Annotated in this window: 12 protein-coding genes; all 12 read left to right on the top strand. The window is 44.1% G+C overall.

The window, feature by feature from the left end; translation table 11 throughout:
- The first annotated feature begins 158 nt into the window (after nucleotides 1–158).
- Nucleotides 159–533, top strand: coding sequence for a TraR/DksA family transcriptional regulator (locus tag GPS65_RS09140; RefSeq protein WP_119124815.1), 375 nt, complete (start codon nucleotides 159–161; stop codon nucleotides 531–533).
- A 94-nt stretch (nucleotides 534–627) separates the two neighbouring features.
- Nucleotides 628–1095, top strand: a complete 468-nt coding sequence (gene lspA / locus GPS65_RS09135; protein ID WP_012009890.1) for a signal peptidase II — start codon at nucleotides 628–630, stop codon at nucleotides 1093–1095.
- Nucleotides 1092–2006 carry an RluA family pseudouridine synthase gene (locus GPS65_RS09130; protein WP_119124816.1) on the top strand — a complete coding sequence of 305 codons (915 nt, stop codon included), beginning with the start codon at nucleotides 1092–1094 and terminating at the stop codon, nucleotides 2004–2006. Before lspA ends, GPS65_RS09130 begins: the two co-directional genes overlap by 4 nt.
- Nucleotides 2007–2176: 170 nt before the next feature.
- Entirely contained in the window at nucleotides 2177–2719 is a 543-nt protein-coding gene (gene pyrR / locus GPS65_RS09125) for a bifunctional pyr operon transcriptional regulator/uracil phosphoribosyltransferase PyrR (protein WP_012009892.1), read from the top strand.
- Nucleotides 2720–2873: 154 nt separating this feature from the next.
- Nucleotides 2874–4202, top strand: a complete 1329-nt coding sequence (locus GPS65_RS09120) for a solute carrier family 23 protein (RefSeq protein WP_119124817.1) — start codon at nucleotides 2874–2876, stop codon at nucleotides 4200–4202.
- 129 nt (nucleotides 4203–4331) lie between these two features.
- Nucleotides 4332–5255, top strand: a complete 924-nt coding sequence (locus tag GPS65_RS09115) for an aspartate carbamoyltransferase catalytic subunit (RefSeq protein WP_119124818.1) — start codon at nucleotides 4332–4334, stop codon at nucleotides 5253–5255.
- Nucleotides 5239–6525: a dihydroorotase gene (locus GPS65_RS09110; protein WP_161985409.1), complete on the top strand. Its 1287-nt coding sequence runs from the start codon at nucleotides 5239–5241 to the stop codon at nucleotides 6523–6525. The genes GPS65_RS09115 and GPS65_RS09110 overlap by 17 nt, the downstream gene beginning before the upstream one ends.
- The gene (locus GPS65_RS09105) at nucleotides 6522–7616 is read left to right on the top strand and encodes a carbamoyl phosphate synthase small subunit (protein ID WP_012009896.1); all 1095 of its coding nucleotides are present in this window, start codon (nucleotides 6522–6524) and stop codon (nucleotides 7614–7616) included. The genes GPS65_RS09110 and GPS65_RS09105 overlap by 4 nt, the downstream gene beginning before the upstream one ends.
- Nucleotides 7601–10816 (top strand): carbamoyl-phosphate synthase (glutamine-hydrolyzing) large subunit, encoded by a 3216-nt coding sequence (gene carB / locus GPS65_RS09100; RefSeq protein WP_119124820.1) that lies wholly within the window; start codon nucleotides 7601–7603, stop codon nucleotides 10814–10816. Before GPS65_RS09105 ends, carB begins: the two co-directional genes overlap by 16 nt.
- Nucleotides 10813–11589: a dihydroorotate dehydrogenase electron transfer subunit gene (locus tag GPS65_RS09095; protein ID WP_119124821.1), complete on the top strand. Its 777-nt coding sequence runs from the start codon at nucleotides 10813–10815 to the stop codon at nucleotides 11587–11589. The genes carB and GPS65_RS09095 overlap by 4 nt, the downstream gene beginning before the upstream one ends.
- A complete protein-coding gene (locus GPS65_RS09090) occupies nucleotides 11583–12515 on the top strand; it encodes a dihydroorotate dehydrogenase (protein WP_088001517.1) in 933 nt (310 codons plus the stop codon). The genes GPS65_RS09095 and GPS65_RS09090 overlap by 7 nt, the downstream gene beginning before the upstream one ends.
- Nucleotides 12487–13191: an orotidine-5'-phosphate decarboxylase gene (gene pyrF, locus GPS65_RS09085; protein ID WP_119124822.1), complete on the top strand. Its 705-nt coding sequence runs from the start codon at nucleotides 12487–12489 to the stop codon at nucleotides 13189–13191. Before GPS65_RS09090 ends, pyrF begins: the two co-directional genes overlap by 29 nt.
- Nucleotides 13192–13194 lie beyond the last annotated feature (3 nt).

Genomic DNA, 13194 nt, shown 5'->3' with positions numbered 1-13194 from the left:
GTGTGATAAGACCAACTAGCGCCCCGCCATATGCGGGGCGTTTTCTTTTTTGCGAAAATGACAGCGTTTAGAACGAAAGGAAAAATCTTATGGCTTTAAAGTGGACAGCCAGGGCAACAATATGATTATCACGACAGGGCAGGAGTTGAAATAGCGACATGATTGGCGACCTAGAGACGATTTACACGGAACTCCTTCAAATGAAAGAAGAGCTGCAAGCTAAACTTTTTGAATACACATCATTTCGTTCACCCGCTGAGCATGTCTCAATGAACGAGGTCCAAACGGCCACGCTTCTTTACCACATCAAAGAAGAACTTCAAGATGTGTCTCTCGCTATTGCAAAAATGGAGCAAGGAACCTATGGTATTTGTGAGGCAACAGGTGATGTCATTCCGCTTGAACAAATGAGTATTCTTCCTACCGCCCGCACAGTTGACGACTTTTTATATCATAAGCAATACGAGAAAAAAGCATTCACTCCTTATCCTCATGAATCAGATGATTCTCATTTTGAAGCCTTCCACATGTAGGGAGGTTTTTGTCTGTCAACTAAAGTTTCTTTACTCCTCCCTGTTTTCTTGATAAAATGCTTAAAGATCAAAGTATGAAAGTGGAGGAACGTGTGTGTTCTATTACATAATCGCATTCGTGATGATTTGTTTAGATCAATTAACAAAATGGCTCATTGTCAAAAATATGATGCTCGGAGATTCTTATCCAGTGATTGATGGCTTCTTTTATATCACGTCTCACCGAAATTCAGGCGCCGCATGGGGAATTCTCCAAGGACAAATGTGGTTTTTCTATGTGATCACACTCGTTGTTATTGCGGGAATTGTTTATTATTTGCAAAAGCATGGACAAAAGGACAAGCTGCTTGGAGTTGCACTTGCCTTAATGCTTGGCGGAGCGATTGGGAACTTTATCGACCGCGTTTTCCGTCAGGAAGTGGTAGATTTTGCTCATTTCGTCTTTGGGAATTATCACTACCCAATCTTTAATATTGCAGATTCTTCTCTATGTGTAGGAGTTATTCTGCTCTTCATTCAAATGCTGTTAGATGGAAAGAAAACGAAGGAGTCAACTACATGAATCAAGTAAATATTGCCGTTTCAGAAGAACAAACAAGTGAACGGCTTGATAAATTTCTAAGCACGACAGAACCAGAATGGTCAAGAACCCAGGTCCAGCAGTGGGTAAAAGATGGGCTGATCGAAGTAAATGGGAAGCAAGTGAAAGCCAATTACAAAGTACAAGCTGGAGATCAAATTAAAGTCGAGATTCCAGAACCAGAAGCACTAGATGTAGAAGCAGAAGCAATGGATCTTGATATATATTATGAAGATGCAGATGTGCTCGTAGTGAATAAACCACGAGGAATGGTCGTTCATCCAGCGCCAGGTCATGTGTCAGGAACACTAGTAAATGGTCTAATGGCCCATTGCACAGATTTATCAGGGATTAATGGAGTGATGCGTCCTGGCATAGTCCACCGCATTGATAAAGACACGTCTGGGCTGTTAATGGTCGCAAAAAACGATATGGCGCATGAATCACTCGTCAATCAACTTGTGGCTAAGACTGTCACAAGAAAATATACAGCTGTTGTTCATGGCATTATCCAGCATGATACAGGTACAATTGATGCCCCAATTGGCAGAGACAAAAAAGACCGCCAAAGCATGACAGTGACAAAAGAAAGTTCAAAACAAGCCGTCACTCATTTTGATGTGATTGAACGCTTTGAGGATTTCACGTTGGTGGAGTGCCGACTTGAAACAGGAAGAACACACCAGATTCGTGTTCATATGAAATATATCGGCTATCCGCTTGCAGGAGATCCGAAATATGGACCGAGAAAGACAGTCGATTTCAATGGTCAGCTGCTGCATGCAGGTGTTTTAGGATTTGATCATCCAAGAACAGGCGAATATATCGAGTTCACAGCACCAGTTCCTGCTGATATGCGGGGCTTTATCGATTCATTAAGAAATAACGATTGACAGGCCGTTCTTTTTTTGAAATAATGAACGAAGAAATCAAGATTCTTTAAAACAGTCCAGAGAGGCTGAGAAGGATAACGGATCAATTTGTGCACGTGTATGCACAAATGAACGCCCCTCTCTGCCCTTTGCAGAAGGGGCTTTTTATTTGTCAAAAAGAGGTGTAAAAGATGGAACAAAAAGCAGTCATTCTTGATGAACAAGCAATCAGACGAGCGCTGACCCGAATTGCACATGAAATGATTGAGCGCAACAAAGGGATGAAAGATGTCATCCTTGCGGGGATCAAGACAAGAGGCATTCATCTTGCAAAGCGCCTTGCAGAGCGCATTGAGCAAATTGAAGGAAATCCAGTCATAGTGGGTGAACTTGATATTACGCTATACCGTGATGACCTGACAAAAAAGACAGACAACCAAGACCCGCTTGTGAAGGGTGCAGACATTCCAGCTGACATTAATGACAAAACACTAATTGTCGTGGATGATGTCCTATTTACAGGCAGAACCGTCAGAGCTGCCATGGATGCCCTAGTGGATGTAGGAAGACCATCTTCCATTCAGCTTGCTGTTCTCGTCGACCGGGGACACCGGGAGCTGCCGATTCGAGCGGATTATATCGGGAAGAACATTCCGACATCAAAAGCAGAGACAGTGATGGTTCAACTGAATGAAGTAGATCAAAACGACCTTGTCGCTATATATGAAAAATAACCTTTTTAAATGCATTCCAGAGAGTTTGCAAAGAGGGCAATAACAGAGACACTGAGCACGGTTAACAAGACGTGTACGGTTTTTCTAGGCCTCTTTGCGCATACTTGCAAAGAGGCTTTTTTAATGAAAAAGGACACATCTAGGAGGAAAAATCATGAGTCAGCAAAAAGCCAATTTAGGCATTCGAGATATCCCAAAACCGTTCACATGGCTGTCGCTTAGCCTTCAGCATTTGTTTGCCATGTTTGGTGCGACCATTCTAGTACCAAAAATCATCGATATGAGTCCAGCCGTCGCGCTCATCTCAAGCGGTGTTGGAACGATTGTTTACTTAATCATCACAAGAGGCCAAATTCCGGCGTATCTTGGTTCGTCCTTTGCCTTTATCGCCCCCATACTGAATGTCAAAGCAACAGGCGGCCCTGGAGCCGCAATGGTTGGTGCCTTCATGGCGGGTGTCGCGTATGCACTCATTGCACTATTTATAAAATGGCTTGGCACAGGCTGGCTGATGAAACTTCTGCCGCCAGTCGTCGTAGGGCCGGTCATTATGGTCATCGGACTTGGACTCGCTGGAACAGCTGTTAACATGGCGATGTATGTTGATCCAAATGCCACTGAGCTTGTTTACAGCCTGAAGCACTTAACGGTCGCCGGCTTCACACTGGCTGTCACGATTATCAGCATGATTTTCCTAAGAGGCTTCCTAAGCTTGATTCCAGTATTAATTGGCATAATCAGCGGCTATCTCTTTGCCTTATCACAAGGCATTGTAAATTTTCAGCCGGTCATAGATGCAAAATGGTTTGCTGTACCAGACTTCGTCGTACCATTTGTCGATTACACACCTGCTGTGACATTAAGCATTCTCACTGTGATGGTGCCGGTTGCCTTTGTGACAATGTCTGAGCATATCGGCCACCAAGTGGTGTTAAGTAAAGTTGTAGGGCAAGATTTCATTAAAAAACCTGGTCTTCATCGCTCCATTTTAGGAGACAGTGCGGCGACAATCTTCGCTTCACTCATTGGCGGACCACCGACAACAACGTATGGAGAGAACATCGGCGTCCTTGCCATTACAAGAGTGTTCAGTATCTTCGTCATCGGCGGAGCAGCAGTCTTTGCTATCTGCTTCGGCTTTGTCGGAAAAATCTCAGCATTAATCAGTACAGTGCCGTCCGCGGTCATGGGAGGCGTTTCGTTCCTGCTCTTTGGGATCATTGCCTCAAGCGGTCTGAGAATTCTGATTGATCATAAAGTGAATTTTGAAGAAAAACGTAATCTCATTATCGCATCAGTCATCTTAGTCATCGGAATTGGCGGGGCATTCATTGAGGTGAAACAAATCAACCTCACGCTATCTGGAATGGCACTTGCTGCCATCACAGGTGTCTTGTTAAACCTGATCCTGCCTCAGCCAAAAGCGGATGATGACGAGTCAAATGAATCGAATACAGAAAACCTTTTAAAAGAAGTCCAGTGAGGCTGACAAGGGTTCTAAAATGAGCAGAATGCACGAACGTGCCGCTGCTTCTTTTGGAGAACCCTAAGCTGCCGAGGCTTAGGGTTTTTTTGAACCTGAAAGTGATGAAAAACTAGAGGGGGAAGAAAAATGAATGATCTATCGACAATGAGTAGCTTAACTAAAGAAGAGATTTTACAGCTGATTGAAGAAGCAACAGCTCTCAAAAAGGGTAAGCAAGAACTTGGTTTAGCAGGAGAATTTGTAGCAAACCTCTTCTTCGAACCAAGCACAAGAACACGATTTAGCTTCGAAGTCGCTGAAAAGAAACTGGGGATGAATGTACTAAGCTTAGATGCGGCAAGCACCTCCGTTCAAAAAGGCGAAACACTATACGATACGGTAAAAACGCTCGAATCCATCGGCGTGAAAGCTTGTGTGATCAGAGACAGTACAGATGAATACTACAACGAGCTGATTGGGAAGGTGGGGATTCCCATCATCAATGCTGGAGATGGCTGCGGACAGCACCCGACCCAATCACTGCTTGACCTAATGACCATCTATGAAGAGTTTGGCGGCTTTGAGGGCTTAACGATTTCAATTCATGGAGACATCAAGCACAGCAGGGTGGCAAGGTCGAATGCTGAAGTGCTCTCAAGGCTGGGGGCGACCGTCCTTTTCTCAGGGCCTGCTTCCTTTCAAGATGAGCAAAATCCTCACGGAACATATGTCCAAGTAGACGAAGCCATTAAACAATCTGATGTGGTGATGCTACTTAGAATCCAGCATGAACGGCACACGGAAAAAATGGGCAATGAAGATTACTTATCGACTTATGGATTAACAGTAAGCAGGGCAAACAACATGAAAGAACGAGCCATTATTATGCATCCAGCACCAGTAAACAGAGGTGTGGAGATAGATGATTCTCTCGTAGAATCAAAACAGTCACGCATTTTCAAGCAAATGGAAAATGGTGTTTATGTCCGAATGGCAGTATTAAAAAGAGCTTTTCAAAATAGCAAACTACATCAAAAAGGGAGAGAGTCTGTCTATGTCGTATCTCATTAAAAATGGTTTTATCTTAACAAGCACAGGTGAAAAAGTGCAGCAGGATATTAGGGTAGAAGGAGAAGTGATTCAAGCGATTGGTCACTTAGAAAGAGAAGACGGAGAAGAGGTCATTGATGCTAAAGGGCTATTTGTTTCACCAGGATTAATTGATCTGCATGTGCATTTAAGAGAGCCAGGCGGAGAGAAAAAGGAAACGATTGAAATAGGCTCTAAAGCGGCAGCAAGAGGCGGCTATACAACAATTGCAGCGATGCCGAATACGCGCCCAGTTCCAGATACAAAAGAGCAAATGGAATGGCTCATGAATCGAATCGAAGAGACCTCTTCTGTCAGAGTGCTGCCATACGCCTCCATCACAACAAGACAAATTGGGGAAGAGATGACAGACTTTGCAGCACTAAAAGAAGCAGGCGCCTTCGCTTTCACAGATGACGGGGTTGGCATCCAAACAGCAGGCATGATGTACGAAGCGATGAAAAAGGCAGCAAGTCTTGATCAAGCGATTGTGGCACACTGTGAAGATAACTCGCTCATTTACGGAGGATGCGTCCATGAAGGAGAATTTTCAAAAGCAAATGGGTTAAACGGAATACCGTCCATTTGTGAATCGGTGCATATTGCAAGAGATGTTCTTTTAGCAGAAGCAGCGAACTGTCATTATCATGTATGTCATATCAGTACGAAAGAATCTGTGCGAGTCGTTCGCGATGCAAAAAAAGCAGGCATCCGCGTGACAGCAGAGGTGTCACCGCATCACCTGCTCTTATGTGATGCCGACATCCCAGGTTTTGACACAAACTATAAAATGAATCCACCGCTCAGAGGAAAAGAGGATCGCGAGGCACTAATTGAGGGGCTGTTAGATGGAACGATTGATTTCATCGCAACAGACCATGCACCGCATACAGAAGAAGAAAAGAACGAAACGATGCAGCGCGCACCTTTTGGAATAGTCGGGCTTGAAACAGCGTTCCCGCTTCTGTACACACGATTTGTCAAAACGGGTGAATGGACATTAAAAGAACTCATTGATTATATGACGATCAAGCCAGCAGAGGCCTTCTCCCTTCCTTATGGAAAGCTAGAAAAAGGGCAAATCGCTGATATCACACTCATTGATTTAAACAAAGAAATGGCTATCGATAAAAAAAGCTTCTTATCAAAAGGACAAAATACACCGTTTGACAAATTGACTGTATCAGGATGGCCGGTCATGACACTTGCATCTGGGAAAGTCGTGTATGAAGAGGGGAGACTAGTAAAATGAAGAGACGCTTAGTGCTAGAAAATGGAACAGTATTCGAAGGAACAGGCTTTGGCAGCTTAGAATCATCAGTCGGAGAAGTCGTCTTTAATACAGGGATGACAGGTTATCAAGAAATTTTGTCTGATCCATCATACTGCGGACAAATTGTCACACTCACTTACCCGCTTATCGGCAACTACGGCATTAATCGTGATGATTTTGAATCGATCACACCGTTTGTAAAAGGGTTGATTGTGAAGGAACTTTGTGAAAAGCCCTCAAACTGGCGCTCTGCATACTCGCTTGATGAGTATTTAAAAATGAAAAACATCCCGGGTCTTAGCGGAATAGATACACGCAAGCTGACACGCATGATTCGGAGTGCAGGCACATTAAGAGGAGCTTTTGCAGGACCGGATGAACAAGTAGAAGACGTTGTGAGCCGCCTTCAAACGATGCAGCTGCCAACAGATCAAGTAAGTCAAGTATCTGTGAAAAATGCGTACCCAAGCCCAGGAAGAGGAAAAAGAATTGTCCTTGTCGATTACGGTATGAAGCACGGTATTTTGCGAGAGCTTAATAAACGGGACTGTGATGTCATTGTGGTGCCGTACAATATCACGGCAGATGAAGTACTGCAGCTTAAGCCAGATGGAATCATGCTTTCAAACGGCCCTGGGGATCCTGTGGATGTACCAGAAGCAGTCGAGATGATTCAGCAATTGATTGGAAAGGTTCCACTCTTTGGTATTTGCCTAGGACATCAATTATTCGCGCTGGCATGCGGCGCAAGTACTGAAAAAATGAAATTCGGTCACAGAGGCTCAAATCATCCAGTGAAAGAACTAGCAACTGGCAAGGTGACATTGACATCTCAAAACCATGGCTACACAGTTAGTGCCATTAACGAGGACGTGCTCGAAGTCACACATATCGCACTAAACGACAATACAATTGAAGGTTTAAAACATAAAGAAGCACCAGCATTCACTGTCCAGTACCATCCAGAAGCATCACCAGGTCCAGAAGATGCGAACTACTTATTCGACCAGTTCATGGATATGATTCATACAACTGAGAAAGAAGGGGAAGAAGTATGCCAAAACGCGTAGATATCAAAAAGATTTTAGTGATCGGATCAGGTCCAATCATCATTGGTCAGGCAGCAGAGTTTGACTATGCAGGTACACAGGCTTGCTTAGCGCTAAAAGAAGAGGGCTATGAAGTCGTTCTTGTGAACTCGAACCCTGCGACGATCATGACAGATACAGAAATGGCCGATAAGGTATACATCGAACCACTGACACCAGAATTCTTAACACGCATCATTCGAAAAGAACGTCCTGATGCGATCTTGCCAACACTTGGCGGACAAACTGGATTGAACCTAGCTGTTGAATTATCAGATCTTGGCGTACTCGCTGAATGCGGTGTTGAAGTATTAGGGACAAAGCTGTCAGCTATTCAAAAAGCAGAAGACAGAGATCTATTCCGAAATTTGATGAATGAACTAAATGAGCCTGTACCAGAAAGTGAAATCATCCATAACCTAGAAGAAGCGATGGCGTTTACGAACCAAATCGGTTTCCCAGTCATTGTGAGACCAGCTTATACATTAGGCGGAACAGGCGGCGGAATTTGTACAAACGAGCAAGAACTAAAGGAAATCGTCGAAAACGGGTTGAAGCTAAGTCCAGTCACACAATGCTTACTTGAAAAAAGTATTGCAGGCTTTAAAGAAATTGAATATGAAGTCATGCGTGATAGCGGTGATCATGCAATCGTTGTTTGTAACATGGAAAACTTTGATCCAGTCGGTATCCACACAGGTGACAGTATCGTTGTGGCGCCAAGCCAAACGTTAAGTGACCGTGAATATCAGCTGCTTCGCAATGTGTCGCTCAAGCTGATCCGTGCACTTGGGATTGAAGGCGGATGTAACGTACAGCTGGCGATTGATCCAGACAGCTTTCAATACTATATCATTGAAGTGAATCCGCGTGTGAGTCGTTCTTCAGCACTTGCGTCGAAAGCAACGGGTTATCCAATTGCGAAACTTGCAGCGAAAATTGCTGTCGGCTTAACGCTTGATGAAATGATGAACCCAGTCACAGGTAAAACCTATGCCGCCTTCGAACCGGCACTTGACTATATTGTGTCTAAAATTCCGCGCTGGCCGTTTGATAAATTCGAATCTGCCAACAGACGTCTTGGCACACAAATGAAAGCAACGGGTGAAGTAATGGCGATCGGCCGTACGTTAGAAGAGTCGCTTCTAAAGGCTGTCCGTTCACTTGAAGCTGATGTGCATCACATTGAATTAAAAGATGAAGCAGATATCACAAACGAAGTGCTTGAAAAGCGGATTATCAAGGCGGGAGACGAACGATTATTCTATATCGCCGAGGCGCTTAGAAGAGGGTATACGGTTGAACAAATACATGAATTCTCAAAAATTGATTACTTCTTCCTTCATAAGCTGGAAGGCATCATCGCTTTTGAAAAGACATTAAAAGAAAACAAAGGCAATCCAGACGTATTAAAAGAAGCGAAAGAAAAAGGCTTCTCAGACATCTATATTAGCCGCGAGTGGAATATGAATGAAGCGGATGTCTACACGCTAAGACAAGAAACAGGCATCGTACCTGTTTACAAAATGGTAGATACGTGTGCGGCTGAATTTGAATCAGAGACGCCATATTTCTACAGCACATATGAAAATGAAAATGAATCAGAACGTACAGACAAGAAAAGTGTCATCGTATTAGGCTCAGGTCCTATCAGAATCGGGCAAGGAGTAGAATTTGATTATGCGACTGTTCATTCTGTGTGGGCAATTAAACAAGCAGGCTATGAAGCAATCATTATTAACAACAACCCTGAAACGGTCTCAACAGACTTTAGTATTTCGGACAAGCTCTACTTTGAACCACTTACTGTAGAAGATGTGATGCACATTATTGATCTAGAGCAGCCTGAAGGAGTCGTTGTCCAGTTCGGCGGACAAACAGCCATCAACCTAGCAGACGAACTATCAAATAGAGGAGTGAAGATTCTCGGCACTTCTCTTGAAGACCTAGATCGAGCTGAAAACCGAGACAAGTTTGAACAAACATTAGAAACACTTGGCGTGCCGCAGCCTAAAGGGAAAACAGCTACGTCAGTGCCAGAAGCTGTAGCGATTGCCAATCAGATCGGCTACCCAGTCCTTGTCCGCCCTTCCTATGTATTAGGCGGTCGCGCAATGGAAATCGTTTATCAAGAAGCCGAGCTTCTTCACTACATGGAGAATGCGGTGAAAGTCAATCCGCAGCACCCAGTCTTAATTGACAAGTATTTGACAGGTAAAGAAATTGAAGTAGATGCCGTGTCTGATGGCGAAACTGTCGTGATCCCAGGCATTATGGAACACATTGAAAGAGCTGGGGTTCACTCTGGTGACTCGATTGCGGTTTACCCGCCGCAAACCTTATCTGAAGAGATCAAAGCGAAGATTGCAGAATACACGATCAAGCTTGCAAAAGGACTCAACATCATTGGGCTACTAAACATTCAATTTGTTCTCTCAAAAGGTGAAGTGTTCGTACTTGAAGTGAACCCGCGTTCAAGCCGGACAGTTCCTTTCTTAAGTAAAATCACGGGCATCCCGATGGCAAACCTGGCGACAAAAGTTATTTTAGGAGAAAAACTTAAAAACTATGGCTACGAAGAAGGACTTCACACAGAGCAAGAAGGCGTGTACGTCAAAGTTCCAGTCTTCTCTTTTGCAAAACTAAGAAGAGTCGATATTACACTCGGACCTGAAATGAAATCAACAGGTGAAGTCATGGGGAAAGATGTCACAATCGAAAAAGCTCTTTACAAAGGATTAATTGCATCAGGCATTCAAATTCCTAAAGACGGGACAGTTCTTCTGACAGTTGCTGATAAGGATAAAGAAGAAGGACTTGAGATTGCGAGAAGATTCCATTCAATCGGCTACCATATTTTAGCGACAGAGGGAACGGCGAATTACTTAAAACAAGCTTCCATCCCATCAAGTGTTGTCGGCAAAATAGGAGAAGAAGGCAAAAACCTTCTCGATGTCATTCGAAACGGGGAAGCCCAATTTGTCATCAACACTCTGACAAAAGGAAAACAGCCAGCAAGAGACGGCTTTAGAATCAGACGTGAAGCTGTTGAAAATGGCGTAGCATGCTTAACATCGCTAGATACAGCAGAAGCCATTTTAAGAGTACTAGAAAGTATGACATTTAGAGCAGACGAAATGCCAGAAGTGAAAACGAATGCTGAGGTGACAGTAACGATATGAAAAAAGCATACTTGACGGTCGTCTCAAATCGAGAGATCGCTGATCATATTTACGAAATGACATTAAAAGGTGACCTTGTGGACTCCTTTCAAACGGCTGGACAATTTCTTCATATCAAGGTCAGCGAGTCCATGACACCGCTGCTGAGAAGACCGATCAGTATTGCCAATATTCATGCCGAGAAACAAGAAGCAACCATCATTTATCGCGCAGAGGGAGAGGGCACAAAGCTCCTTTCCCAAAAGCGAGATGGGGAATCCATCGATGTATTAGGGCCGCTTGGCAACGGATATGATCCTTCAGTTGTTCAGCCAGGTCAGACAGCGTTACTAGTCGGTGGTGGAATTGGAGTACCGCCTTTATATGAGCTGTCCAAGCGATTAACGAAAAAAGGCGTCATCGTCAAGCATGTCCTTGGCTTTCAATCGAAAAAGGATGTATTTTACGAGGAGAAATTCCAAGCACTCGGAGATACATTCATTGCAACAGTTGACGGGACATATGGCGCGAAGGGATTCGTGACAAATGTCATTGAAGAGAATGATTTGAGTTTTGATGTCATGCTTTCTTGCGGGCCGACTCCTATGTTAAAAGCGCTAAAAGACTCATATCCCGATAAGCCTGTCTACATTTCAATGGAAGAACGAATGGGCTGCGGAATCGGTGCTTGCTTTGCCTGTGTCTGTCATACAGACCAGCACGAAAAAGCGTACGTCAAAGTCTGTCTGGACGGACCTGTATTTAAAGCAGAGGAGGTGGCATTGTCATGCTAAACGTTGAGTTACCCGGCTTATCTTTAAAGAATCCGATTATCCCTGCATCAGGTTGCTTTGGATTCGGGAGAGAATTTGCTTCATTATATGACTTATCTGTGCTTGGCAGTATCATGATCAAAGCCACAACCCTAGAACCAAGATTTGGTAACCCAACACCAAGGGTAGCGGAGACAGGTGCCGGGATGCTCAACGCCATCGGTCTTCAAAATCCTGGCCTAAAAGGTGTGCTGGAAAATGAATTGCCTTGGCTTGAGCAGTTTGATACGCCTATTATTGCAAACGTGGCTGGCTCACAGGTCGATGATTATGTAGAAGTAGCGAAGCAGATCAGCCAAGCAAAAAATGTCCATGCCCTTGAACTGAATATCTCGTGTCCGAATGTTAAAACAGGCGGAATAGCCTTTGGGACAGATCCTCAAATGGCAGCAGCATTGACAAAAGCGGTGAAGGACGTTTCCTCCGTTCCTGTCTATGTCAAATTGTCTCCTAACGTAGCTAATATTGTGGAGATTGCGAAAGCGATTGAATCTGCTGGAGCAGATGGACTCACGATGATTAATACGTTAATCGGTATGCGTTTAGATCTAAAAACAGGGAAACCGATTCTTGCCAATAAAACAGGCGGATTATCAGGTCCTGCGATCAAACCTGTCGCTGTACGCATGGTGCATGAGGTCAGTCAAGCGGTTTCTATCCCGATTATCGGAATGGGCGGGGTGCAAAATGCTGAAGACGTACTTGAATTTTTACTAGCAGGTGCGAGTGCAGTAGCTGTTGGCACAGCCAATTTTGTGAACCCATTTATTTGCCCAGAAATCATTGAAGAACTGCCAAACGTATTAGCAGCCTATGGGTATTCATCTGTAGAGGAATGTATCGGAAGGAGCTGGAAACATGAAGCACTTGCCCATCATCGCGCTTGATTTTCCATCAGGACAGGAGGCGCTCGCCTTTTTAGAACCCTTTAAAGGGACACCATTATTTGTGAAGGTCGGCATGGAGCTGTTTTACCAAGAAGGGCCAGTCATCCTTGAGGCGCTTAAAGAAAAAAATTGCCACATTTTCCTCGATCTCAAATTACATGACATTCCAACAACGGTGAAAAAAGCAATGAACCGGCTTGCCGCACTTGGCGTTGATCTAGTTAATGTACATGCTGCTGGCGGGAAACAGATGATGCAAGCTGCGTTAGAAGGGCTTGAAAGCGGAACGCCTGCTGGACACAAACGTCCAGACATTATTGCAGTGACTCAGCTGACGAGTACGTCAGAAGACATGATGAGAAGCGAATTACTTATAGAACGTTCGCTGCAAGAGACTGTCATCCGGTACGGGCAATTGGCATATGAAAGTGGACTAGACGGTGTTGTTTGCTCTGTTCATGAATCCAAAGCCCTTCATGAGCATATCTCACCTGACTTCCTCACTGTTACGCCAGGGATTCGTTTACTAAATGATCAGACCGATGATCAAAAGCGCGTGGCGACCCCTGCTTATGCAAAAAAGCAAGGAGTTTCACAAATTGTTGTCGGAAGGTCAATCACAAAAGCTGATAAACCATTGGAAGCCTATCATCAAATTTTGAAAGAGTGGGAGTGACTG

Source organism: Bacillus pumilus, assembly GCF_009937765.1.
In the GTDB taxonomy this organism is placed as follows: domain Bacteria; phylum Bacillota; class Bacilli; order Bacillales; family Bacillaceae; genus Bacillus; species Bacillus pumilus_O.
This window is presented reverse-complemented; position numbering and strand designations above follow the sequence as displayed.